Genomic DNA, 25707 nt, shown 5'->3' on the forward strand with positions numbered 1-25707 from the left:
GTATAAAATTATGAACTTTTTAGACCAAATGAAAAACAGGTATACTGTAAAAAAGTATAACCCACAGGGAAAAATCAGTGAAGAACAAATTGCAACACTTCAGGAGATTTTAAATTTAAGTCCTTCATCCATTAACAGCCAGCCATGGAATTTTATTTTCGTGAATGATCCTGAACTGAAAAAGCAATTGGGTGATAAATCTTATTTTAATAAAGAAAAGGTGTTGGACAGTAGTCATATTATTGTCTTTCAGGTGATCAAAAATGTAGAAAATTTTGAAAAACAGATTGAAGAAAACCTTCCGGAAGGCTCTGTTAATTACTACCGAACGATGGTAAAACGTAAAGGTGAAGAGGCTATAAAATCGTGGTTAGGGCATCAGGTCTATTTATCTTTAGGAGTTCTTTTATCTGCCTGTGCTGCGATGGGAATAGATTCTACCCCAATGGAAGGAATTGAACCTGAAGGGTATGATACGATTCTGAATAATGAAAAATACGAGACCTTATTTGCTGTAGCTATTGGGGAAAGAGATGAAACAGATGCAAACCAACCTAAATTTAATCCTAAGAAAAGACTTAATGCTGAAAAAGTAATTGTGGAGGCGTAATTTTAAACACAAATTTCACTAATTATTCCACAAAGAACACAAATAAAAAGTCTGCTTCAATAGAGAGGCAGACTTTTTATTTATAATACTTTCAATTCTAAGTCGATGGTTTTTCCGAAGAACTTCTTTGAAATTTTCTCGAAATTTTTGGTAATATCCGAAAGATAGAAATGATAATTCGGTTTTGAATTATGATCATTTAAAAGGTTATACTTATCCAGAATGATCTTCAGATGATTGGCTACTATATTCGGGGAATCAATCACACGTACTCTGTTTCCGTAGTACTGCTTGATTTCATCTATTAAAAGAGGATAATGAGTACAGCCCAGAATCAAAGTTTCAATATTTTTTAACTTGTTATTACTCAAATAATTATAAATAATAGCATGAGTAATCGGATGATTTTTAAACCCTTCTTCAATGGCAGGAACCAATAATGGGGTTGCCAATTCGTCTACTTTGATCCATTTATTATGTTTGCGGATGCTCTTTTTGTAAAGCCCCGAATTCACAGTCGCTTTGGTAGCAATTACTCCTACATTATTATGGATTTCGTAAGAAACTTTTTCAGCAACAGGATTAATAACGTCTATGACAGGAACTTTTCCTGCAACAGACTGCATGACCTCATTCAAAGCATTCGCTGTTGCCGTATTACAGGCGATAACAATGGCTTTGCAGTTCTGCTCAAGCAGAAAATTGGTAATCTTTGTAGAATATTCAATAATTGCATCCTTGGATTTTTCTCCGTATGGAAGATGCTTTGTATCTCCAAAATAGATCAGATCTTCGTTAGGAAGAAGTCTTTTGATTTCTTTGGCAACGGTAAGACCTCCTACCCCGCTGTCGAAAATTCCGATAGGCTGGCTTGGTGAAAGATGTGAATAATCTTGTTTTTTAGTTTTCAAATGAGTTGAAATTTTATACAAAATTAATGAATTTATGTCGCATAGTATAATATACTACCTAATTAAAAAATTTTGATGTTAGATTATACTTTAGATCTGTCATGCTGAGCATAAACTGAAGGTTTACGAACGTAGTTCATGAAGCATCTTTCATATTATACAATTTATACAATAAACAAATCCGAAGCAATTCCGTCTGCCATAAACCAATGTTTTTCAGGAATTTTTAAATGATCATTCTCAATGATTAAAATACCTTCCTCAATTTTAGATTTAGCTTCTTTCTGAAAGTGCTCTAACATTCTCTCTGAAAATTTATTTTTTAAACTTTTCAGATCAACGCCCCAAATGGTACGTAAACCAATCATAATCATTTCATTAAACTGATCTTCCTGGGAAAGGATTTCCTCTTCTTTGGCAAGAAGTTTATCATTCAGTTTTTTAATGTATTGCTGGTTATTGGCTACATTCCAGCTTCGGACATCAAATCCGTTATAAGAATGCGCTGATGGTCCTATTCCAAGATATTCATTGTATTTCCAATAAGCAGAATTGTGTCGTGAGTAAAAACCAGGTTTTGCAAAATTAGATACTTCGTAATGTTCAAAATTATTATCCTTTAAAAAGTCGGACAGATAATAGAACTCTTTGTTTTGTTCTTCTTCTTTGGGGCTTTTTACTTTCCCTTTTGAAATCCAGTTTTCCAACGCTGTTTTGGGCTCCACCGTCAATGCATAAGATGAAATATGAGGAACTTCTAAAGCAATTGTTTTATTCAGGTTTTCTTTCCAGATTTCAAGATTGGAAGTGGGTGAACCGTAGATCAGATCAATACTCAGGTTTTCAAAACCGAAGTCCTGTGCCCTTTTAATAGAACTTTCTGCTTCGGAAGCACTGTGAGCTCTGTTCATCAGTTTCAGATCTTCTTCAAAAAAACTTTGAGTTCCAATGGATAGTCTGTTCACTGGAGTTCCCGCCAGCTGTTTTAAAAAGTTTTTATCCAGATCATCAGGATTAGCTTCCAGAGTGACTTCTATATCTTTTTCAAAACTGAAATACTTCAGGACATCGTCTATTAAAGAACTGATTTCATCCACCGAGAGAATAGAGGGAGTTCCGCCTCCAAAATATAATGATTTCAGATTTTTATTCTGTAACTCATCTTTTCTCAATAATATTTCAGTTTTCATGGCGCGAAGCATTTCATCCTTGAAATTCAGGGATGTTGAAAAATGAAAGTTACAATAACTGCATTTTTGTTTACAGAACGGGATGTGAATATATATCATAAAAAAAGCTCTGAAAAATTTCAGAGCTCAAATTTATTTAAATTAAATTAATTAGTATCTAAATCCTCTAGCATTAATGAAGTTGTCGAAGTTATACCCCAGACCAATCATGAAGCTGTTTCCTCCATAACTCTGGATATCAGACAATCCAAGGTTATACGTAGCTCCGATCATGAATTTGTTGAATCTTACTTTTACAATTGGAGAGATACTCAGGTTCTGATTGTCAAATCTGTTCTGAACCGTTCTGTAGCTTACCCCGAAAGAGAATGCGTTGATATCATTAGAGAAAGTCGCCATTAAGTTCCAGTCGATCATTCTCGTTGAATTTGTATTAAGGTTGATCAATGCTGACGGTGCAATGGTAATATTATCAGCAATGTTCCAGTTATATCCTAAATTTAAGAAGAATTTAATTGGAGAAGGCTCGTAGTTGTTTACGATAGAAGCGTCATTGCTTAATGCAATATCATTCACGGAAACACCCCCGAATAAACCTCTGTACGTAGCAGCCAAACCGAAGTTGGCATACACCATAAAAATGTTACTTTCTTCCCCTCTTAATAATGGGTCACCACCTTCTTCAGTATTGATTTTTGAATAATCAAAATTCATGTTATAGAAGTTAACACTTGTACCGAAAGAGAACTGGTCTTTTCTGTCTCCTTCACTACTTAGCGGAATAAAATATGAAGCACCAGCCGTGATACCACCCGCAGAGATTGGTCCGTTACTGTCTCTGAACACGGAAATACCAGCACCTACTCTATCAAAGATATTCGCATTCATCCCGATTGACTGAACATTTGGAGAATTACTGAATTTTGAAAATTGTTGTTGATAATTGGCGTTGAGCTGTACGTAATCTGTTTTTCCGTATTGAGCTGGGTTGAACAGGAACTCACCATCCAAAAGATATTGCTGATAGTATGGTAGTGATTCTTGTGCTTTGTATGCATTTGACAAAAGAGCTAAACATACGATAGCATATAGTTTTCTCATAACAAATCTTGATTTCAATTCAACAAATATAAAAAAATTCTCAATATATTTTTAGTTTTCTAAATAATTTCTCCATTTTTTTACAGCATCCGCCATATCTTTGGGCATTGGGCTCTCAAAATATAATTCCTTCTTTGTTGTTGGGTGTATAAATCCGAGGGTATGGGCATGAAGGGCATGTCTTGGCAAAATTTCGAAAACATTTTTAATAAATTGCTTGTATTTTGGAAGATTTACCCCTCTTAAAGGTGTATGTCCTTCATATCTTTCATCATTAAACAAAGTATGGCCGATATGCCTGAAATGTGCCCTGATCTGATGTGTTCTTCCGGTTTCAAGCTTACATTCCACCCAGGTCATATATTTGAATCGTTCAAGAACTTTATAATGGGTTACCGCATGTTTTCCCTGGCTGCCGTCTTCATAAACAGACATCTGCATTCTGTTTTTAGGATGCCTTCCGATATGGCCTCTGATTGTACCTTCTTCATCCTGCATATTTCCCCACACAAAAGCCCAGTACAGCCTTTTCGTAGTTCGGTTAAAGAACTGTTTGGCAAGGAAGCTCAGTGCGTATTCATTCTTAGCAATGACCAATAGTCCTGAGGTATCTTTATCAATTCGGTGAACAAGTCCTACTCTGTCAAGATCGGACTTCTCCCCGTTCTTTTCAAAATGGAAAGCCAGTGCGTTCACCAGTGTTCCGTCCCAGTTTCCAAATCCTGGGTGTACCACCATTCCTGCTTCCTTATCCACTACTACAAGATCATCATCTTCATAAACGATATTCACCGGAATATCCTGTGGAATAATGACATTCTCTCTTGGCGGATGAGTAAGCAGTACAGAGATCTGATCTCCCGGTTTTACACGGTAATTCTGCTTCACTGCCGTTCCGTTCACTATAACATTTCCGGCTCTGCAGGTCTGTGAAATTTTATTCCTTGAAGAATTCTGTCTGTATATTAAAAGGAACTTGTCTATTCTTAGTGGTTCCTGTTTGCTATCGACAGTGATATTAAGATGTTCATATAAACCCTTATTTTCCTCATCAATATCGATGTTTTCGATACTGTTGGATTCTAATAATTCTTCATCTAAAAAATCGTCGTTATCTTCTGACATTGTTTTATATTTTTTACACAAAAGGCTTCAACATTTTATAGTTGAAGCCTGTATTTTTGATATTAATCTGATCTTATTCTACGACAACCTTCTTAGCTTTCGGCTTTTGAGCAGGCTGTTGTGTTGTTGCTGCAGCTGGTTTTGCTGTATTTCCTGCAGCAGGAGTAGTGGTAGAAGTTTTAGGCTTCTCTGTACTTTGGCCTGCTGGCTTTGAAGTTGAAGTCTGAGTCTTGGGAGTCTCTGTTTTCGGAACTTCTGGCTTTGGAGTTTCTCTTCTAGGCGCAGGAGCTGGTACTGCCGGAGCATCATAACTTGGCTCACTGTGTACTTCTTCATATCGTACCGGAGGAAGTGAAGTATCCACTTTCATGCGATAGATAGAATTCAACTGGTCTACTTTTGCTCTTAATTCTGCCGGAGTTCTCTTACTTGCCCAAAGATCGATCTGCATTCCCTGGTCACGAACATCTCCGGAAGCAGGATCCTGATAATAAATAATATCAGATTCGTCTTTACTTCCATCTTCATGCTCTACCAGTCCAACCTCAAACATACTTTTGGTAATTACAGCTCTTGCTTCTTTTACCGTAAGTCCTACAACATTAGGAATAGAAATATTTCTCATTGGCCCTGATCCTACCACAACATCAATTGTAGAGAATCTTGGTAAACGGGTACCCGGATTCACTGCATTTCCTTTATATAATATTCTTAGAAGGGCATCTTTCTGAATACTAGGCTCATAAATCGTATCACCGATTTTAAGACCTACCTGATCCAATCTCTGGAATGCCAGTCCGGAATACTTATTGATTACATTCGGCACCGCAATAGGAGCCCATGTTCTCGGATTTACTTTTAATGTTACAGTTCTTCCGTCTTTTACACGGGAACCTGGAGCAGGATATACCTGCAATACCTGGAATGGTCTGTATTTCGGGTCGTAATTGGCACTGTCTACTTCATATTCCAGCCCTGTATCATCTAATATTTTAACGGCATCATGCACCGATTTATTTACAATATTGGGAACAGGAATTTCCTGACCGTGGTTAGTATGGTACTCCAACCAGCGAAATGTGAGCCATACCAGCCCAACGAAAACACCGATGGCTACTACTAAATTCAGTAAAACTTTCCAATTGAAAAGTGATTTAAGCATACTTAAAAATACTTTAATTATAACCGCAAATATAGCTAATAATTTTAGAATGGACTTTTTATTTAACACAATTCATTTTTGATTTTAAAATTTGCCGATTTCCCATATTGCATTGCATAAAATGATTAAATTTGCCCTAATTGATACTATATGGTTATGAATAAAAAAAGTGTTGCCGTAGTGATGGGAGGCTATTCTGATGAATATGTTGTTTCCTTAAAAAGCGGACAATTGATTTATGATTCTTTAGACAGAAATCTCTATGACGTATATAAAGTAGTAGTCCTTAAAGATGAATGGTATTTTTTAGGTGAAAATGATAAAAAATATGCCATCAACAGAGGAGATTTTTCTGTGACTTTAGATAATGGGGAAACTTTAAAATTTGATGTTTGTTTCAATATCATCCACGGAACTCCGGGAGAAAACGGAATTCTTCAGGCCTACTGGGATGCCATCGGCCAAAAATATACAGGATGTGACTTTTACCAGAGTGCCCTTACTTTCAATAAAAAAGATACTCTTGCCGTATTATCAAAATATGGAATTCCTTCCGCAAAAAGTATTTATTTAAGAAAAGGAGAAGATATCAATGTAGATGAAATCGTTTCAGAGCTCAATCTTCCATTATTTGTAAAGCCAAACCAGTCCGGATCTTCACTGGGAATTTCAAAAGTAAAGGAAAAGTCTGAACTGATTGCAGCTACTGAAATTGCCTTCAAAGAAGACAATGAAATCCTGATTGAAAGTTTCCTTGACGGTATGGAAGTTTCCGTAGGCGTTATTGATTTTAAAGGAGAAACTATTGTTCTTGGAATTACAGAAATTGTTCCTACCAATGAATTCTTCGATTATGAGGCAAAATATGAAGGTGCTTCTGAAGAAATTACGCCTGCAAGAATTGACGAAGAAACCACAAAAAGAGTGGAAGAAATTGCCAAAAGAGCTTACAATTCATTAGGGATGAGTGGTTTCTCAAGAAGTGAATACATTCTGATGAACGGAATTCCTTATATGCTGGAAATGAATACCAACCCGGGATTCTCTCCTGCAAGTATTCTCCCTCAGCAGGCAAGACATTATGGAATTTCCATTATGGATCTTTGTGGAAATGAAGTAGAAAAAGCACTTAATAAGTAAATATAGAAGTTAGCAATTAGAGGTTAGAAGTTAAAAATAATAAATACATAGCTTTTAACTGATAATTTACCATTCAACATCATAACTCATACAACATGAAAATTGCTGTTTTTCCAGGGTCTTTTGACCCGATTACACTAGGACATTATGACATTATAGAAAGAGCGGCACCGCTATTTGATAAATTAATCATCGCTATCGGACAGAACTCTCAGAAAAAATATATGTTCCCTCTTGAAAAAAGAAAGGAATTCATTCAAAACTCTGTAGCAGAATTTCCCAATGTAGAAGTAGATTCATTTGAAGGATTAACGGTAGATTACTGTTTTGAAAAAAATGCACAGTACATCATCAGAGGATTGAGAAACCCGGCAGATTTTGAATTTGAAAAAGCGATTGCCCATACCAACAGAACGTTAGCTCACAAAAAACTGGAAACCGTATTCTTACTGACTTCTTCAGGAAAATCATTCATCAGCAGCAGCATTGTAAGGGAAGTCATTACCCACGGCGGCGAATACGAACTGATGGTTCCGGACTCTGTGAGAGTGGAAAGATAAATATAAGTAATGAGCAATAAGTAATGAGTAATTTTGATAGGGTAGATTTTAATCAAATTTTCAGAGAAAGAACGAAAAACTTTTCTATTGCTGTCATTAGAACTCTTTCTTCATTACCTTATTCGGATGACATTTCAATAATAAGAAAACAAATTATAAGATCTTCAACTTCTGTGGCTGCAAATTATCGTGCTGTATCCAGAGCAAGATCGGAGAAAGAAAAATTTGCTAAAATATGCATCGTAGTCGAAGAAATTGATGAAACACAATTTTGGCTTGAAATTATTGAAGAATTAGAATATGTAAGTCCGGAAAAAATTTTACATTTAAAAACAGAATGTGAAGAACTTGTAAAAGTTATGACTACCTATAAGTTTAAGTTATCTCAAATTTAAATGGCATAATTTTTATTACTCATTGCTCATTATTTATCATTCATAATATATGCACGAACAGTTCAATTTTGCGATAGAAGTCCTGGGGACGATTGCCTTTTCCATGTCCGGAAGTTTTGCAGCGATGCAGAAACGGCTTGATCCGTTCGGAGTGCTTATTATTGCATTTGTAACTTCTGTAGGAGGAGGAACTGTAAGAGATCTGTTACTGGATATCCCTGTATTCTGGATGCATGATATCCTGATGTGTACCCTGATTCTGGTGACCAGTATTTTTTCCATGATATTCAAATCTCTTGAAAAGAATTTTAAAGTCACTTTATTTATCTTCGACAGCTTCGGGCTTGGATTATTTACCATTATCGGAGTTCAGAAAGGCTTAAATGCAGGTATTCATCCTATGATCTGTATTGCATTGGGAACTATCACAGGCTGTTTCGGAGGGATTATCCGGGATATATTACTCAATAGAATTCCATTAATATTCAGAAAGGAAATTTATGCTACGGCATGTATCGTAGGCGGAGCAGTTTTTCTGTTGATGACCAAATATTCTGTACTATCTTATACTTTTGTACAGATTCTCACTATTCTACTTATTGTTGCCATACGGACGCTTGCCGTAAAATACCACTGGCAGATGCCCAAGTTTTATGGCTATGACCATAATAATTCGGAAATGTAATTTAAAAGTGATTACTGTCCGATAAAAAGTTTAAATATATTGCTACAGCAGATTCCAACGGGAACAAATCCGGCTCCAATGCGAACTAACTGTTAATACAATGTATTTGTTCTAAAATCATTACTCCGGAGGAGCGACCTGTTAATTATCTTTTAATTTAATCAGACAACAAGATTTAAAAATATTGAGTTACTCAAAAGAAACTTGTAATTACAAGCATAAAAAAGTCCTGAAAAATTCAGGACTTTTATATTATATATTAGTTTAACTAGAAGAATTTTCCTCTGTTTCTCATATTCGGGTTATGCATATGCTTCTGCATGGTTGGCATTTTCAACTGATCTTTCATCATTTTGATCTGATCCGTCATCATTCCTGCGCTGTCAAGTCTTTTTGCTTCTTCCAGCAACTTCTGACCTTCCTGTTTTCTACCTTTAGAAATAGCTGCTGCTGCAAGATTTAAAGTAGCCATTGCTCTGTCGTGTTTCATATTCAAACCGTACTCCAAAGCTTTCTTCATGAAAGGCTCTACTTTTGCAGGGTGATCCTGAGCCTGCGTCAGTCCTGATAAATAGTGGAAATATCCGTATTGAGTCTTATGAAGCTGTCCTTTATAATCTGTTATTTTAGATAACCACTCTCCTGCTTTTTCCATATTCTGCTTTCTCAATTGCCAGAATGCCAATAGGATATACTCGTTTTTGAAGAAAAGTAAGATGGGAAATGCAGCCAGAAGAAAAACAACAATACCCCATCCAAGATTTCTTGTGAAAATCATCATATAAAGTCCTAACAGGATAAGAACTGCTGCTACTGCAATTTTTATGTATTTATTCATTATTAAATTTTAGAAGTGCAAAGATAAATAAATTAGAGATTAGAAGCTAGAAGTTAGAGGCTAGAATTCCTATAACTATTCACTCTTAATTTTTTCAAACGTCTGGAAACAGAAATCATAGCCGTTCTTTTCATCTTTCTCATGGCAGATTTCGTTAGTCATTTTCCAGATTTTAGGATCTATTTTCGGAAAGAATGTATCAGCCTGAAGGTCTGCTTTCACCAAAGTAACTTCCAATCTGTCCACAACATCCATAGTCTGCTCATAGATATTTCCTCCTCCGATAACAAAAACTTCTTCATCAATCTTCTTCGCAAATTTCAATGCCTCTTTGATGCTTCCTACAATAAGAATTCCTTCCTCAAACCAGTCTTTTTTTCTTGACACAACAATGTTGGTACGGTTTGGAAGAGCTTTTCCAATACTTTCATAGGTCTTTCTCCCCATAATAACCGGATGCCCGGAAGTAATATCTTTAAAATGTTTCAAATCTTTGGGAAGATGCCAAAGCAACTGGTTTTCAAAACCAATTTCATTTTTCTCTCCCATTGCCACCACTATTGTTGTCATTCAAATAATTTTTTACAAAATTAGCACATAATTTGTATATTTGGTTAGCACAAAAAATTTAAAAAAATAAACTATGAAAAATAAAGGATGTCTGGGTGCAGGAACCATCGGTATTGCCCTCCTTATTATTGTTGCTGTTCTATTCTTCTGGGGAAAAAGCGGCTATAACAGTTTTGTCAACAAAGAACAGACTGTGAACGCAAAATGGTCTAATGTAGAGACCGTATATCAGAAAAGGGCGAACCTTATTCCTAACCTGGAAAGAACTGTAAAATCGTATTCAAAATTTGAGCAGGAAACTTTAACACAAGTTGTGGAAGCCCGTTCCAAAGCAACTTCCATCAATATTGATCCTACGAATATGACCGAAGCTGATCTGGCAAAATTCCAGGCAGCACAAGGAGAATTATCGGGTGCATTAAGCAGATTGATGGCTGTAGTAGAGTCTTATCCTAACCTGAAAGCAGATCAGCAGTATATCAACTTCCAAAGAGAATACACTGCTATCGAAAACAGTATCAGAACAGAAACGGTTTACTATAACGATGCTGCGAAGGATTACAATACTTCCATCAAGACTTTCCCGAATAATATTCTGGCGAATTTCACCAACTTCAAAGAAAAACCTTATTTCAAAGCTGATGCAGGCGCTCAGAAAGCTCCTGAAGTATTCAAATAATAATGGGTAATTTCCTAACAAATCAACAAATCGCTTCCCTTGTGGAAGCGATTCAGTCTGCGGAAGATCATTCTACGGGAGAGATCAGAGTGCATATTGATTCCAACACGGAAAACCGTGATGCAAAGACTGCATTTGAAGTTTTTAAAAAACTGGCTATGGATAAGACCGCTGACAGAAACGCAGTACTTTTCCATGTCAATTTTGAACAAAAATATCTTACCATCATTGGAGATATTGGAATTCATGAAAAAGTAAGACAGTCGTACTGGGATCATCTTCACGATTATATTACAGCTGAATTTGCCAAAGGAAATTATTATCAGGCCCTGAAAAGTGCCATCCTGGAAACAGGTCTTGAACTCAAAAAACATTTTTCTGTACAAGGAGAAAACCCAAACCAACTCCCAAATGAAATTACGTTCTCTTAAAATAGTATTTTCATTTTTACTACTCTGCTTTTACACTTTTGTATCAGCACAATACACTATTCCCGAAAAGCCTGCGGTGCTCTATCCTGTTTTTGATGAAGCCGGATTGCTTTCCCAGCAGGAAAAAGATGTACTTAATAATAAACTGATCAAGTTTGCAGATTCTACCTCAACGGAAATTGAAGTCGTCATCATCCGCTCTACTAAAGGAGAGGATGTTAATTTTCTGGCAACCATGTTTGGAGAGAAATGGAAAATCGGAAAAAAAGGTGTGGATAACGGAGTGGTTTTCCTGATTGCCACAGAAGACAGAACCATGTCTATCCAGCAGGGACGAGCCGTAGAACAATATCTTACTGCATCAGTAGCAGGACAAATCTTAGACTACATCGTTACTCCAAATTTCAAGAAAGGACTTTGGTATGAAGGCATCAATGGTGGAACCTCAGCGATTATGGAGGCTGTGCAGGGAAAATTCAAACCTGTAGCCACCACAGCTCCTTCTGGTAATGGAAGTGCCTTTAAAGTTCTTATCATTGCTTTTATTATTTTCATCATCATTGCTATCCTTTTTGGAAACAGAGGTGGCGGACGTGGCGGAAATAATGACGACGATGATGATGTGATCATCACCAGAAGAGGACGCAGAAATTATCCCGGCGGTTTTTTCCCATTCCCTGGCAGCTTCGGAGGAGGTGGCTTTGGCGGTGGAAGTTCCGGAGGAGGTGGCGGATTCGGTGGCTTCGGCGGTGGCGGAAGTTTTGGAGGCGGCGGTGCATCCGGAGGTTGGTAAATTAACAAGTCAATTTAAAATTTATATAGAAATCAGATCGTGATGATCTGATTTTTTTATTTAAAAACCTAAAATAATACTGATTCTTTAACTTTTATTAATGTTAATTTGATATTTAGATAGTAAAAAATTAACAAAAGCGTTAAAAAAATACCTTTTATTCAATATTTTTTTCTTATATTTACTGAAAACAGGATTATGAAGAAGACGCTGGTAGTATTTGCACACCCTTATCTGGAGCACTCCAATTCGAATGTAGAGCTCATCAATTTCTACGTTCGACACCAGCATTATACCCTGAGAGATCTTTACGAAGAATATCCCGACTTTCATATTGCCGCTTTCCGGGAAAGGAAGCGTCTTAAAAATTACGAACGTTTTATCTTCCAGTTTCCCCTGATATGGTTCGGAATGCCACCTCTCCTCCGGCTATGGATTGATGAAGTTTTCGACAGAGACTGGCTGAAAGAAGGTGAACATAATCCTCTGGAAGGAAAAGAAGTCTATATTCTGGTAACCACAGGTGGAAAAGAAAGGTCTTTCAGCAAAACCGGCACTTACCAATATACCATAGATGAACTCATCAGCGGGCTTATTGTTTCATTAAAAGTTTTTAAAGCAGATATTAAGCATATCAAAATCGTATACGAAGCCAATAAGCTCTCTAAAAAAGAAATTATTTTACATAAAAAAGAATTTACAGAACTACTCAATCAATAGCATATGGAATCCAGCTTAGCGATGAACACATTAATTTTCCTCGGTGTAGCCATTATTATGGTTCCATTGGCCCGGAAATTAGGGTTGAGTTCTGTTATCGGTTATATTTTAGGAGGAATTATCATAGGTCCTTACGTCCTTAAACTTACAGGAAACAATGTCAATGATATTATGCATGCCAGCGAGTTTGGAGTGATTATGCTTTTGTTTTTGGTAGGTCTGGAACTGGAACCCCGGAAGTTCTGGGAAATGCGAAAGAAAATAATGGGCCTGGGACTGTCTCAGATGGCTCTTACCATTCTTCTGCTCTTTCTGGTATTCACAACCGTTGGCTGGAGAGTAGACAAAGCGATTGCTATTGCCATGTGTTTTGCCCTATCTTCTACCGCCATTGTTCTGCAGACTTTACAGGAAAAAAATAATCTCAAAACCACCGCGGGAGAAGCTTCATTTTCTACCCTGCTGTTTCAGGATATTTCGGTAATTCCTATTCTGGCCATATTGCCTATTCTGGCCAATTATAAAGCCAAGCATCATGACAATGAAATTCAGATTCTGATCCAAAAACTCCCGGAATGGCTTCAGGCCGGAACGGTTATTTTCGGGGTAGCATTGCTTATTTTACTGGGTAGATATGTCTTTGTTCCTTTCCTTCGCTATGTTTCAAAATCAGGAATGTCAGAGTTATTGACTGCTTCTTCCTTATTTCTGGTGATTGGAGTTTCGGAACTGATGGTTGTGATTGGCCTTTCCCCTGCATTGGGAGCTTTCCTTGCGGGTGTAATGCTTGCCAACAGTGAATTCCGCCATGAGCTGGAAGCACAGATCGATCCTTTCAAAGGGCTGCTTTTAGCTGTTTTCTTCGTAAGTGTAGGATCTACCATCAATTTTAATATTATTCAGAAAGATCCATTATTTATCTTCAGTACTGTTTTTGCCGTGCTGGCCGTAAAATTTGTGGTTTTATATGCAATCGGAAAATTTTTCAGGATAGATACTTCCCAAAGTCTTTTTTATGCCTTTGCCCTTTCTCAGGTAGGAGAATTTGCATTTGTACTGCTGAATTACGCATCAGATCTTTACCTTTTAGGTCCTGAAATGAATGCACAGATGATGGCTGTAACGGCAATTACCATGTGTATCACTCCTATTCTTTTGATCATCAATGACAAATTGATTACTCCAAAATTTATCAAAGAAATTCCCGAAGAAGAGCATGATTATAATATTCTTGACAGCAACGTTACTCAAAAGAAAATCATCATTGTAGGTTTTGGGCATTTCGGAAGTACGGTAGGACGCCTTTTAAAAGCCAATAAAATACCAGCTACCATTCTGGATCGTGATTCTGACCGTGTGAAACTGCTCAGAAGTTATGGTTTTAAAGTGTATTATGGGGACGCAACGAGGATTCCTATTTTAAGAGCGGCAGGAATTGAAGATGCTGAAATTCTGGTTTTATGTCTGGATGATCCGGATGATAACAAATTCATTGCAGAACTCGTCCGCGAACATTATCCTAATGTCAAAATTTTTGTAAGAGCCAAAAACAGGATTGATGCCTATGATTATCTGAACAGCGGAGTCAATCATATTTACCGTGAAACACTGGGAACAGCCGTGGATATGGCTGTGGATGTACTTCATGAAACCGGAATGAGGAAATATGCGGCAAGACGTCTTGGTCAAAGGTTCATGGCCATTGATAAAGCATCTGTACGGAAGCTGGCAAAAATGAAGGAAAATGATGATGATATTACCTTATTTACCACAAAAGAAATCCTCCAGCGTGAGGAGGAATTATTAGCTTACGATAATCTTAATTTTGATAATAAAAACTGGGAAGGTTCCTCATCTACCGACGAAGAAGATGAGGAAGAATCCCAGGATTAGTTTATTGGATGTTTACGCTTCCACCGCTGCTTTCGTCTTTTATTACACTCTTAAGCTCTCCTTTTTTCGAGATATCCACACTTCCACCGGATGAAGCACCTGCTTTCACACTGGAAACAGCACTTATGTGAACACTTGCTCCACTGGAAGCGTCTGCTTCTACATCATCAGCAATAACTCCTTTTGCAGAAACGCTGCTGCCTGAAGAAGCACTTACGTCTACCTTTTTTGCTTTACCGGAAAGATCCAGAGTTGATCCTGATGAAGATTCAATATCAAGGTTTACGGCCCATATTTTACCATCGAAACTGCTGCTGCTGCTTACATTGATGTCCATATCATTAGCTTCGAGGTCTCCGGAAATACTTCCGGCACTTGATGCTTCGACATCTGTTTTCTCCTGAGTAAATTTATCTTTTATAATAATTCTCGCAGCTGAATCCGCAACAAGTTTGCTAAAATCTTTTGTATAAATTTTAGCTGTCACTTTACTGATGTTCATCACTCTGATCCCTGGTTTATAATGAATGTGCAGTTTTCCGCCATCATTTTCTACCAGAATTTCATCAATGATACTTTGAGGAGCTGAGATTTCAACTTTCTCAGTTTCAGATTTTATAATTTCTGCTTCAATAGCTTGTGAAACCTGAATTTCATCGAAATCTCCGTTAAATTCCTTATGCTGCATCGGGCCGCTTTCTTTGCTCACTACTTTCTCTACCCAATTATTTCGGTCTCCGTCTCTGTCTCTGTTTCGGTTCTCATGTTTATCGTTACATGAGGCTAATGCCGCTAAGGCTGAAAAAATAAATAAAGTCCTTGTTTTCATGCTTATTCCTTTTGTTAATTATTTTTGTTGATTTCTTTAATTAAATGACAACTAATTTATAAAAAATATTACATTACATTTGAAAATACTGCAACTCTATGCAATACTGATTTTTTAGAAAAGACATTTCCGATTCATCGGTACTTAACCGATTCATTGTAAAACGCTGATACAATGGGTTAAATAAATACGTTCGCCAAAATACATTCTATGATGCAAGTTTTTAATATCTTTATGCTTTAATAACAACTATATTTATGAAGAATATTTCATCGGTATTATTAATTTCTGCCTTGGCGTTCAATCAATCTTGTACTACAATGAAACAGACCGATATTCAACAGGAGCTACCTGCACCTGATCCCTCTTTAGCTTCAAATCCTTTTATGAAGAAGAGTAAGCTTCAATACGAAGCTCCGGAGTTTGACAAAATCAAAAACGAACACTTCAAACCTGCCTTTAACTATGGTTTAAAGCAACATGAAGCTGAAATTATAAAAATTGCCAACAATCCGGCTGCCCCTACTTTTGAAAATACCATCGTTGCATTGGAAAAAAGTGGTGAAGTACTGAGAAGAGCGCAAATTGTATTCTCAAACCTTACCAGCGCAAATACGAACCCTACTTTGCAGGCTTTGGATGAAGAATATGCACCTATTTTTGCTGCTCATTCTGATAAACTGTACCTGAATGAAAATCTTTTTAAAAGAATACAATCCATCAAAGAAGATGGTCTGGATTCTGAAAGCAAAAGACTTTTACAATATTATAAGCAGAATTTTGAAATTGCAGGAGCTAACCTTTCTGCAGCTGATAAAGAAAAATTAAAGCAACTCAATCAGGAACTGGCTTCTCTTTCTACTCAATATGCCAACAAATTACTGGAAGCAAGAAAGCAAGGTGGAGTTTTCTTCTCAGACGCCAAAGAACTTGATGGACTTTCTGCTGATGAAGTTGCCGCAGCTGCAGCGGATGCTAAAACGGCAGGACAACCAGGGAAATATCTTCTGGCTTTACAGAATACAACCCAACAGCCTCTTTTACAAAATTTAAAAAACAGAGCTACCAGAGAAAAACTTTTCAAAGCTTCATGGACCAGAGCTGAGAAAGGAGATGCCAACGATACGAGATCAACCATCGAGCAGCTTGCTAAACTAAGATTGAAGAAAGCACAGATTTTAGGCAAGAAAAACTTTGCAGAATGGAAACTTCAGGATCAAATGGCAAAAACCCCTGAAGCAGCAACAAAACTTATGAACCAGATCGCTACTCCTGCAGTGGAAACAGCAAGACGTGAAGCAAAAGATATTCAGGATCTTATTGATCAGCAGAAAGGAGGTTTCAAAGTAGAACCTTGGGACTGGAATTTCTATGCTGAACAGGTAAGAAAAGCTAAGTTTGATCTTGATGAAAGTGAAATAAAACCATATTTTGAAATCACAACTGTTCTTGAAAAAGGAGTTTTCTTCGCTGCTGAAAAATTCTACGGACTGACTTTCAAAAAGAGAACAGATCTTCCGGTTTACCATCCTGATGTAGTAACCTATGAAGTTTTCGATCACGATGGAAAATCTATCGCCATCTATTATCTGGATTTCTATACAAGAGATTCTAAAAACGGTGGAGCATGGATGAGTAATTTTGTGGAGCAATCTTACTTATTAGGAACAAAACCTGTAATCGTGAACTGTTACAATTACCAGAAACCGGCTCCGGGGAAACCTTCATTAATCAGCTATGATGATGTGTCAACCATCTTCCATGAATTTGGCCACTCTATTCACGGAATGTTTGCCAGCCAGAAATATCCTTCACTTTCAGGAACGAATGTACCGAGAGACTTCGTAGAATTCCCATCTCAGATCAATGAGCACTGGGCTTTAGATCCTGTTGTTCTGAAGAATTATGCTGTACATTATGAAACGAAACAGCCTATTCCACAGGCTTTGGTAGATAAAATCAAAAAGGCAGCTACATTCAATCAGGGTTATATGACTACAGAGTTGGTTTCTGCAGCTGAGCTTGATATGGATTGGCATACGGTAAGCAATGAAAGTCAGTTTATTCCTGTTCTGGATTTTGAAAAGCAGTCTCTAGCCAGCCATGGATTTAATTTGGCAACGGTTCCGCCAAGATATCACACCCCGTATTTTGCTCACATCTGGGGAGGTGGATATTCTGCAGGATACTATGCGTATTTATGGTCTGAAACTTTGGATAACGATGCATGGGAATGGATCAGTAAAAACGGTGGTTTAACCAGAGAAAATGGTGACCGTTTCAGAAAATATATTCTTTCGGTAGGAAATTCTGTAGACCTGAACCAGGCATTCAGAGACTTCACAGGACATGATCCGGATATCAAACCTTTATTGAGAAACAGAGGGTTTATTAAATAAATCAAGGGAAGCATTCTTTAATTAGAGTGCTTCTTTTTTATACCTATCTGTGATAAATAAAATTATCTATGTTTCGGCTAAAGCCGGTGGTTTTTTGTTTATTTATTTTGAACGGGCTTCCTTCGTCTCCGCTCAGGATTATATCCCGTTTCTATTGAATATATAATAATTCAACATATTAATTCCATTATAAAATTCAAATAGGCAGAAGTCCTTTCTAATGAGATTCATTATTTTTGCAGTTCAAAACTTAAAGTACAATATATGAACTGTCCATGCTGTTCAGGAAAATCCTATGAAGAATGCTGTAAACCTTATCATACCGGAGAAAAGCATGCTCCTACAGCTGAAGCTCTGATGCGTTCAAGGTTTTCTGCTTTTGCCATTCCGAATGGTGAATACCTGATGGAGACTACCCTTCCGGGAAAAAGAAAATACCATAATAAGAAAGATCTTCAGGAATGGGGAGAAATCAACCAATGGACAAAACTGGAAATCATCCGTACTCCGGCTTTAAATCATGTAGAATTTAAGGCTTATTATACAGATCAGGACGGGCATCCGCAAGTTCATCATGAGTTCTCTGTCTTTCAGAAAATGCATGAACGCTGGTATTATGTTTCCGGGGAGTTTTTGGATTAATAAATGGATTGAGGAGATATGATGTAAAGTGATGCTTTGCGTATAGAACCACCCCGTCAAAAATTCTTTGAATTTTTGCCACCCCTCCACTGGAGGGGAATGCCAAGCATTCAATACCTATTATAACCTTATCAATAAAAATGAGCCACAGATAATTCTGTGGCTCATTTTTTATCTCTAAAAAATATCCGAAATAACCGGACATTTTTTTATTTTTTAGTGAGCTTCGTTTCCGTCAATTCCATGAGCGTGACCATGCGCCAACTCCTCTTCTGTTGCAGGACGAGTGCTTAAAACTTCAACGTCGAAATCTAACACTTTTCCAGCCATTGGGTGATTAAGGTCTGCTACTACAACTTCCGGAGTAATTTCTACTACAAAAGCCTGGAAGTTATTCCCCTGATTGTCTGATAAAGGAAGAATAGCTCCAACTGGTGGAAGTCCTGATTCGTTGAACATTTCCACTGGTAACTGTGCAATAGCATCAGGCTGTCTTTCACCGTAAGCTTCTTCAGGCTGAATTACGAAAGCCGCTTTATCTCCAGCTTTTAAACCTAAGATATTTTGTTCAAATTTCGGAATCATCATTCCCACACCATACAAAAATGTAAGTGGATTTTCTGTTGTTGTTTCTTCTACAAGAATCTTACTTCCATCTGGTTCGATCGTATGAAGTATATACTTTACAGCTACAACGTGATTGTTTTCGATTGTCATATTTTTTCTTTTTTTCGTGATTTTCGTTCACGATTAATCATACAAATATACTATTTTTGAAATGATTTAGTGAGCCTGGAGGCTGAAGGTTGGAAGAAGGAAGCTATGAAAGGCATAAAGAAATGAAGATCTTCTTTTTACAGCCTTTATTTTTTTCTGCTTTCATCTCTTTTTTTCTGTCTCAGCATAAAGAGATACAGGCTCTCCACCTTTGTTCTGGCCCACGGTGTTTTCCGCAGAAATTTCAGGGAAGAACTTATGCTTGGGTTATCTGTAAAACATTTGATATTGATCTGTTCGCCCAGCCTTTCAAAACCCTGATAATATTCTACCAGTTCTTCCAGGATAGCATCAAGTCTTTTTCCGTGTAGAGGATCTTTGGACTGCTGTTCCATCTTTTTTTTGCAAAATTAATTGATTATAAGTTTATATGGAAATCTACACCTCTTCTTCCCTTTTTGTTTCTTATTTTTGAAGAAGCTATTTCTTACCCATAAAAAAATATGAGCAAAAACAACGACGCGAACAGGAAAAAAAATAAAAAGAAAATTGATCAGAAAAAACGTAAAATACAGAATGCAGAAGCGGAAAGGAAAGCACGTTTAAAACAAATCCGGGAAGATTTCAAAGCAAGAAAAGCTGATGATAGCTTATAAATTGTTTTTATATGAAATTAAGGGAAACCTTATTTTTAAAAATGAAGTATTCTCTATATTTACATTGTAATAGCTGCATAATAATTCTCTGCGAAACAAGTTGAAAATTACGCTGCATATACCCTTTTAATTCTCAAATTTACATTATGAAAATCCTCCACACTGCCGACTGGCATTTGGGTAAACGCCTCGACCGTTTTTCTAGACTGGAAGAACAGGTTTTGGTGATGAATGAAATTGTTCAGATGGCCGATGAGCAAAACGTTGATTTAGTTCTCATTGCCGGAGATCTATTCGATAATTTTAATCCAAGTGTAGAGGCTGCTGAACTTTTTTATAAAACATTAAAACGTTTATCATTGAATGGTAAGCGCCCTGTGATTGCTATTTCAGGGAATCACGATTCTCCGAGCTTAATTAATGCTCCCGATCCTCTGGCAAGAGAATGTGGAATTATTTTAATAGGCCATCCTAAAGCTGAAATAGCACCTTTTGGTACAGAATATTTTAAGATTACCCACTCAAAAGAAGGTTTTATCGAGCTGAAAATTGATGGGATCAACTTTCCTGTAAGAATTCTTCACACTCCTTTCGCAAATGAGATCCGATTAAAGGAATACTTTGGAGAAAATAAGGAAGAAGAAATCAACAAAGTCCTTTCTCAGACCTGGAAAAACCTTGCGGATCAGTTTTGTGATGATTCCGGAGTGAATCTTCTGACAGCTCATTTGTATATGAATAAAAGAGGTGCAGAAGTGTTGGAAGAACCCGAAGGAGAAAAACCAATTAAGATAGGCAATGCAGATCTGATTTTTTCAGACAGTATTCCTGAACAGATTCAGTATACGGCACTCGGTCACCTTCATGGTTTTCAGAATATAGGAACGAAGGAGAAACCGGTTATTTATTCATCTTCTCCTCTGTGCTATAGTTTCAGTGAAGCGGGACAAACGAAGTATGTTTCCATTATTGACGCAGAACCTGGAAAAACAGTTTCCTACGAGAAGAAACTTCTGAAAATCGGCAGAGCTTTAGTCCGAAAAACATTTACCGCCATTGATGATGCTGTTCAATGGCTGGGTGAAAATCCCAATACATTTATAGAACTTACGCTGGAAAGTGAGACTTTTTTAACGGCAGATGAAAGAAGATTAATTTATCAGTCCCACAACGGAATTGTTCACCTTATTCCCAAAGTAAAAAATCTGGAATTGTCAGAAGACCAAAACCATGAAATCAATTTAAGTCAGGATATTGATCTATTATTTAAAGATTATTTTAAATCTAAAAACGGCGGGCAGGAAGCCAATGAAGAACTGATGAATTTGTTTAACGAAATTTTAAATGCATAAGCCATGATCCCTGTTCAATTAACTATCGAAGGTCTTTACTCATACCAGGAACGTCAGACTATTGATTTCAGAAATCTTACTGAAGCCGGACTGTTTGGGATTTTCGGAGCGGTAGGTTCCGGAAAATCATCGGTTCTTGAGGCCATTTCGTTTGCTTTATATGGAGAAACGGAACGTCTGAACATGCGTGATAAGAGGGCTTATAACATGATGAATTTAAAATCAAACAGCTCTTATATAGAATTTGATTTTGTGAATTATGAGAATAAATTGTTTCGTGCTACCCGTGATTTTAAACGAAATTCCAAAAAATTCGAAGAGGTAAAACCTAATGCCGTTACTTTTTATGAGAACATCAATGGGAAATGGATTCCTTTAGATCACTCAAATGCGGAAGCTGTTATTGGATTAAGTTATTCCAACTTCAAAAGAACTATCATTATTCCGCAGGGACAGTTCAAAGAATTCCTTGAATTGGGTGCTGCAGAAAGAACTAATATGATGAAGGAGATCTTCAATCTTCAAAAATTTGACCTCCAGAACAATGTTTCTGCACTTAATGTAAGGAACAGATCTGAACTGGATCAATTGGAAGGGCAATTGAAAGGTTTTGAAGAAATCAATGAAGAGAAGATCCGGATTCAAAAAGAGCAGCTTGCAGAGGAACAGAAAAAGCTCTCAGAATCCAATGAAAAACTGGAAAAAATTTCCCAGACTTATCAGCAGCTGAAAAACTTAAAAATTGACTTCCACAGTTTACAACAGAATAAAGAAAAATTCAATAAACTCTCAGAAGAAAAGTCTCCAATGGATGCTTTGGAAGCACAGGCAGAATTATACGACCGTATTTTCAGGCTCTTCAATCCATTGATCATTGAGAAAAATAAGCTTTCAAAAGAGATTTCAGACAAGCGGAATGAGAAAGAGCAACAGATCAAAATCCAGCAGGAAACTGAAAAGGCTTTTACTATCATCAAAGAACAACTTACTGCTCTTGAACCAAAGTTTAAGGCATTGGAGCAGTCCAGAATTCAGGAAAATGATTTGAATCTCATTATTCAGATCCTGACGTTTTCCAAGGAGATCAAAATTCTGAATGAAAGAACTCAAAAAGGTTCTGAAAAAGTAAAAGAAGTAGATGTTCATAAAGAGAAAATTCAAAAAACCATTGATGAACTTTCTACACAGGTTAAAACCTTAAAGGAACAGAAACTTGACTCTGCCCTGCTTTCTGAAGTGGGCAACTGGTTTATTCAACACAAGAATTTAAAAAAATCCCTGCAGGAGCAAACTGAAAAGATCGGGAAACATCAAAAGCAGATCGGAGAAATTACAGAAGAATTAAAGCCTTTTGCTTATACCGAAAATTATAAAGAAGATTTCAGAATCAGAAAAGAAACCTTAGAAACTCAAAAAAAGGAACTTTCCCAGAAACTGGATCATCTCAAAATACAAAAAGAGCTTTCCCGTTTTGCCAGTGAGCTTCATGACGGTGAAAACTGCCCTCTTTGCGGATCTAAAGAGCATCCGCATATTGTTGAATTTCATGATGTGAATGCTGAGTTGAAGGAAACTCAGGAGAAAATAACTTCTGTGGAACAGGAAACTATTAGTCTTCAAAAACAGGAAGCTGAAATTGACAAAATTCTGGACCGCAAAAAGATCTTTGAGGAACAGCTTATTTCAGAACAAAAAATCGTTCTTCAGATTCAAAAAGATCTTGAAAATCATATTCTGAATTTTACGTGGAAAACATTTTCTCCTGATCAGGAAGAAGAGTTTGAGAAAAAACGTTCAGATTCATTCACTTTAGAAAAAAAGATTGAGGAAACAGAACGGAATATTGCTTTGGAGAGAGAAGCTCTTGACAGAGAAATTAAAACCCTGGAAAAATACAAGAGTGCTCTGGAAGCTTTCCGTTTAGAAGAAGTTTCGAAGCAGGAACAGATCAATATCAGCCGCTCCGGTCTTAAAATACTGGACTGGAATCTCTATGTTCAAAAGGAAAAAGCTGAGGTTGATGAAATTTATCAAAAGCTGATACAATCCAATAAGGAAACCGAAGAAAATTACCAGAAAGCTTTACAGCAGGAAAAAATCCTTTCTCCAAAACTTGCAGAGCAAAAAGCCATTGTCAGCCAGTCTGAAAAACAGATTACAGAACTTGAAAAAGAAATTTCAAGCAATGAAGCAGCTATTGTCAAAGCGTTGACAAATCAAAACTTCACAGAATTTAAAGAGGTTGAGCATATTTTACTTCAGGAAATTGATGTTCAGATGGTAAGGGCTAAAGTCCAGCATTTCAAAGTTGAATTTGAAGCTTTAAAGAAATTCATCGGAGAGCTGGAATTAAAGCTGAAGGGACTTTCATTCGATAATGAACAGTTTTCTCTGGCTGAAAAGCAATTTAATGAAGCACAAACCGAGCAAAAGCAGATCAGTGATTCTGTAGTCACAAAAACTGCAGAAATAGACCGTCTGGAAAAGGAATTTGTAAAAAAAGACGAACTTCTGAAAGAACTGGCAAAGCTTCAGAAACGTTCAGAAAATTTAAAAATTATGATGAACCTGTTTAAAGGAGCAGGCTTTGTACAATATGTTTCATCTATTTATCTGAGACAGCTTTGTGATCATGCCAATGTACGTTTTCACCGCATGACGAGAAACCAGCTGAGTCTTCAGCTTAATGAAAATAACGATTTTGAAATCATCGATTACCTCAACGAAGGAAAAAGCAGAAGTGTAAAAACGCTTTCCGGAGGACAGGCATTTCAGGTATCTTTAAGTCTGGCTCTGGCTCTGGCAGAAAGTGTTCAGGCCAATGCACAGGCTGATAAGAATTTCTTCTTTATTGATGAAGGTTTCGGAACACAGGATACCGAATCTGTGAATATCGTATTTGAAACGCTCACCAATCTGATGAAAGAAAACAGAATTGTGGGAATTATTTCGCACGTAGAAGAACTGAAAGAGAAAATTCCTACGGCACTCAATATTATTAAAGACGAAGAAAGAGGAAGTATCATTGAAATGATTTAGTTCAGTATATTTTAAATAACAAAAGCCACAAAAGATTTGTTCTTTTGTGGCTTTTGCACCTGATAAACTTCCTGTTACAGTCCTTTTATAACAGGCTTCACTTCATTTCCAAACAATTCTATAGACTTCATCATTACATCATGGGCAGGATCTCCCACATCCATGTGCCCGATAAATCTTGTAATCCCGAAAATCTCCTTCATATAAGCAATCTTTTCTGCTACTTCAGCCGGACTGCCGATGAATAACGCACCGTCTTTGCTTCTTCCACCCTCATACTGTGCTTTTGTGTAAGGCGCCCATCCTCTGGAAGCTCCTATCCTATCCATCTGAGATTTATAATTATGGAAATATCCGTCAACTACTTTCTGATCATCACTCACAAAAGTATGGGAGTGGATTGCAATCTGCATTTTCGAAACATCATGTCCCGCTTTTTGGTATTCCTGTTTATAGAATTCGATCAGATTTCTAAACTGGATTGGCATTCCTCCAATGATGGCTACCACTAAAGGCATTCCAAGCTGGGCTGCACTTAAAACAGACTGAGGAGTTCCTCCAACCGCTCTCCAGATGGAAAGTTTTCCATTATTTTTTGCTCTTGGATATACGGTTTGATTCTGCATCGGAGCACGAAGTTTTCCCGACCAGCTAACATTTTCCTCAGAATTGATTTTCAGTAATAATTCTAATTTTTCGTCAAACAGCTGTTCATAATCATTCAATGAGTAACCATACAATGGAAATGACTCAATGAAACTTCCACGTCCTACAAATATCTCTGCTCTTCCGTCTGAAATCAAGTCCAGCGTTGAAAAATCTTCATATACTTTTACCGGCTCTGAAGAACTTAAAACAGTCACTCCACTTGCCAGTTTTATATTTTTGGTAATACTTGCTGCTGCTGCCAGTACTATTTCCGGTGAGGAAACGGCATAATCAGGACGGTGGTGCTCTCCCATTGCGAAAACATCAATTCCCACCTCATCCATTAATTTTACCTGATCCAGTATTTCACGGATTTTTATTCCTGCATTTCTATATTTTCCGGTAGACTGGTCTAAAGACAAATCTCCGAACATTCCTATTCCTAATTCCATATTGTTGATTTTAGTAATACAAAATTACCACTATGAAATATCAAAAACATTGATGTTTGTTAAGATCGGAAGGGCTATTGAATACTGATGATTTTTTTGTTGGAAAACGCAAGGGCGCAAGGATTTTTATCTTTATACTGTTTTAAGGCGCAAGAAAATCAAAGATTTTC

Annotated in this window: 26 protein-coding genes; 15 read left to right on the forward strand and 11 right to left on the reverse strand. The window is 37.0% G+C overall.

What is annotated here, in order from left to right:
* The first annotated feature begins 10 nt into the window (after positions 1 to 10).
* Positions 11 to 610, forward strand: coding sequence for a nitroreductase family protein (locus RAH34_RS17715; RefSeq protein WP_306596987.1), 600 nt, complete (start codon positions 11 to 13; stop codon positions 608 to 610).
* Positions 611 to 690: 80 nt separating this feature from the next.
* Here the strand turns inward: RAH34_RS17715 and murI are convergent, their stop codons facing one another.
* The 5 genes from murI to RAH34_RS17740 all read right to left on the reverse strand — a co-directional run bounded on the left by murI (position 691) and on the right by RAH34_RS17740 (position 6099).
* The gene (murI, locus tag RAH34_RS17720) at positions 691 to 1521 is read right to left on the reverse strand and encodes a glutamate racemase (protein ID WP_034693761.1); all 831 of its coding nucleotides are present in this window, start codon (positions 1519 to 1521) and stop codon (positions 691 to 693) included.
* A gap of 164 nt (positions 1522 to 1685) precedes the next feature.
* On the reverse strand, positions 1686 to 2810 hold the full coding sequence (gene hemW, locus RAH34_RS17725; RefSeq protein WP_306596988.1) for a radical SAM family heme chaperone HemW: 1125 nt from the start codon (positions 2808 to 2810) through the stop codon (positions 1686 to 1688).
* A gap of 51 nt (positions 2811 to 2861) precedes the next feature.
* On the reverse strand, positions 2862 to 3812 hold the full coding sequence (locus RAH34_RS17730) for a PorP/SprF family type IX secretion system membrane protein (protein WP_114820939.1): 951 nt from the start codon (positions 3810 to 3812) through the stop codon (positions 2862 to 2864).
* Between the two features lie 51 nt (positions 3813 to 3863).
* Complete coding sequence (locus RAH34_RS17735; protein WP_306596989.1) at positions 3864 to 4937, reverse strand: RluA family pseudouridine synthase; 1074 nt, start codon at positions 4935 to 4937, stop codon at positions 3864 to 3866.
* A gap of 73 nt (positions 4938 to 5010) precedes the next feature.
* Positions 5011 to 6099: a PASTA domain-containing protein gene (locus RAH34_RS17740; RefSeq protein ID WP_306596990.1), complete on the reverse strand. Its 1089-nt coding sequence runs from the start codon at positions 6097 to 6099 to the stop codon at positions 5011 to 5013.
* Positions 6100 to 6255: 156 nt separating this feature from the next.
* Between RAH34_RS17740 and RAH34_RS17745 the strand changes: the two genes are divergently transcribed.
* The 4 genes from RAH34_RS17745 (at position 6256) to RAH34_RS17760 (ending at position 8879) form a co-directional block, all read left to right on the forward strand.
* A complete protein-coding gene (locus RAH34_RS17745) occupies positions 6256 to 7239 on the forward strand; it encodes a D-alanine--D-alanine ligase (RefSeq protein ID WP_114820978.1) in 984 nt (327 codons plus the stop codon).
* Between the two features lie 95 nt (positions 7240 to 7334).
* Positions 7335 to 7799, forward strand: coding sequence for a pantetheine-phosphate adenylyltransferase (coaD, locus tag RAH34_RS17750; RefSeq protein WP_114820941.1), 465 nt, complete (start codon positions 7335 to 7337; stop codon positions 7797 to 7799).
* Positions 7800 to 7822: 23 nt separating this feature from the next.
* Positions 7823 to 8194 (forward strand): four helix bundle protein, encoded by a 372-nt coding sequence (locus RAH34_RS17755; protein ID WP_114820942.1) that lies wholly within the window; start codon positions 7823 to 7825, stop codon positions 8192 to 8194.
* A gap of 49 nt (positions 8195 to 8243) precedes the next feature.
* Positions 8244 to 8879 carry a trimeric intracellular cation channel family protein gene (locus RAH34_RS17760; RefSeq protein WP_047428487.1) on the forward strand — a complete coding sequence of 212 codons (636 nt, stop codon included), beginning with the start codon at positions 8244 to 8246 and terminating at the stop codon, positions 8877 to 8879.
* 268 nt (positions 8880 to 9147) lie between these two features.
* Here the strand turns inward: RAH34_RS17760 and RAH34_RS17765 are convergent, their stop codons facing one another.
* Both RAH34_RS17765 and RAH34_RS17770 read right to left on the reverse strand, forming a co-directional pair.
* Complete coding sequence (locus RAH34_RS17765; protein ID WP_034693340.1) at positions 9148 to 9717, reverse strand: membrane protein; 570 nt, start codon at positions 9715 to 9717, stop codon at positions 9148 to 9150.
* 75 nt (positions 9718 to 9792) lie between these two features.
* The gene (locus tag RAH34_RS17770) at positions 9793 to 10287 is read right to left on the reverse strand and encodes a dihydrofolate reductase (protein ID WP_114820943.1); all 495 of its coding nucleotides are present in this window, start codon (positions 10285 to 10287) and stop codon (positions 9793 to 9795) included.
* Between the two features lie 73 nt (positions 10288 to 10360).
* On the opposite strand from RAH34_RS17770, the gene RAH34_RS17775 reads away from it, so the two are divergent.
* The 5 genes from RAH34_RS17775 to RAH34_RS17795 all read left to right on the forward strand — a co-directional run bounded on the left by RAH34_RS17775 (position 10361) and on the right by RAH34_RS17795 (position 14803).
* On the forward strand, positions 10361 to 10966 hold the full coding sequence (locus RAH34_RS17775; protein ID WP_066690947.1) for a LemA family protein: 606 nt from the start codon (positions 10361 to 10363) through the stop codon (positions 10964 to 10966).
* Positions 10967 to 10968: 2 nt separating this feature from the next.
* Entirely contained in the window at positions 10969 to 11397 is a 429-nt protein-coding gene (locus RAH34_RS17780; RefSeq protein WP_306596991.1) for a TPM domain-containing protein, read from the forward strand.
* Positions 11378 to 12190, forward strand: coding sequence for a YgcG family protein (locus RAH34_RS17785; RefSeq protein WP_306596993.1), 813 nt, complete (start codon positions 11378 to 11380; stop codon positions 12188 to 12190). Before RAH34_RS17780 ends, RAH34_RS17785 begins: the two co-directional genes overlap by 20 nt.
* 198 nt (positions 12191 to 12388) lie before the next feature.
* Positions 12389 to 12910, forward strand: coding sequence for an NAD(P)H-dependent oxidoreductase (locus RAH34_RS17790; RefSeq protein WP_110011719.1), 522 nt, complete (start codon positions 12389 to 12391; stop codon positions 12908 to 12910).
* Between the two features lie 3 nt (positions 12911 to 12913).
* A complete protein-coding gene (locus tag RAH34_RS17795; protein ID WP_306596994.1) occupies positions 12914 to 14803 on the forward strand; it encodes a monovalent cation:proton antiporter-2 (CPA2) family protein in 1890 nt (629 codons plus the stop codon).
* 1 nt (position 14804) lies between these two features.
* Here the strand turns inward: RAH34_RS17795 and RAH34_RS17800 are convergent, their stop codons facing one another.
* A complete protein-coding gene (locus RAH34_RS17800) occupies positions 14805 to 15632 on the reverse strand; it encodes a GIN domain-containing protein (protein WP_306596995.1) in 828 nt (275 codons plus the stop codon).
* A gap of 257 nt (positions 15633 to 15889) precedes the next feature.
* Here RAH34_RS17800 and RAH34_RS17805 point away from each other — a divergent pair, with 257 nt between their 5' ends.
* The gene (locus tag RAH34_RS17805; protein WP_306596996.1) at positions 15890 to 18031 is read left to right on the forward strand and encodes a M3 family metallopeptidase; all 2142 of its coding nucleotides are present in this window, start codon (positions 15890 to 15892) and stop codon (positions 18029 to 18031) included.
* 264 nt (positions 18032 to 18295) lie between these two features.
* Positions 18296 to 18673, forward strand: coding sequence for a YchJ family protein (locus tag RAH34_RS17810; RefSeq protein ID WP_114820948.1), 378 nt, complete (start codon positions 18296 to 18298; stop codon positions 18671 to 18673).
* Positions 18674 to 18889: 216 nt separating this feature from the next.
* Here RAH34_RS17810 and RAH34_RS17815 read toward each other — a convergent pair whose 3' ends face one another.
* Positions 18890 to 19390, reverse strand: a complete 501-nt coding sequence (locus RAH34_RS17815; protein ID WP_306596997.1) for a peptidylprolyl isomerase — start codon at positions 19388 to 19390, stop codon at positions 18890 to 18892.
* Between the two features lie 146 nt (positions 19391 to 19536).
* On the reverse strand, positions 19537 to 19785 hold the full coding sequence (locus RAH34_RS17820) for a VF530 family DNA-binding protein (protein WP_114820949.1): 249 nt from the start codon (positions 19783 to 19785) through the stop codon (positions 19537 to 19539).
* A 108-nt stretch (positions 19786 to 19893) separates the two neighbouring features.
* On the opposite strand from RAH34_RS17820, the gene RAH34_RS17825 reads away from it, so the two are divergent.
* The 3 genes from RAH34_RS17825 (at position 19894) to RAH34_RS17835 (ending at position 24437) form a co-directional block, all read left to right on the forward strand.
* Positions 19894 to 20046 carry a hypothetical protein gene (locus RAH34_RS17825; RefSeq protein ID WP_306596998.1) on the forward strand — a complete coding sequence of 51 codons (153 nt, stop codon included), beginning with the start codon at positions 19894 to 19896 and terminating at the stop codon, positions 20044 to 20046.
* Positions 20047 to 20192: 146 nt separating this feature from the next.
* On the forward strand, positions 20193 to 21398 hold the full coding sequence (locus tag RAH34_RS17830; RefSeq protein WP_306596999.1) for an exonuclease SbcCD subunit D: 1206 nt from the start codon (positions 20193 to 20195) through the stop codon (positions 21396 to 21398).
* A 3-nt stretch (positions 21399 to 21401) separates the two neighbouring features.
* A complete protein-coding gene (locus RAH34_RS17835) occupies positions 21402 to 24437 on the forward strand; it encodes an SMC family ATPase (protein WP_306597000.1) in 3036 nt (1011 codons plus the stop codon).
* A gap of 74 nt (positions 24438 to 24511) precedes the next feature.
* Here the strand turns inward: RAH34_RS17835 and RAH34_RS17840 are convergent, their stop codons facing one another.
* Entirely contained in the window at positions 24512 to 25537 is a 1026-nt protein-coding gene (locus RAH34_RS17840) for an LLM class flavin-dependent oxidoreductase (protein ID WP_306597001.1), read from the reverse strand.
* Positions 25538 to 25707: the final 170 nt, after the last annotated feature.

The sequence above is a fragment of the Chryseobacterium sp. WLY505 genome (assembly GCF_030846215.1).
Classification (GTDB): Bacteria; Bacteroidota; Bacteroidia; order Flavobacteriales; family Weeksellaceae; genus Chryseobacterium.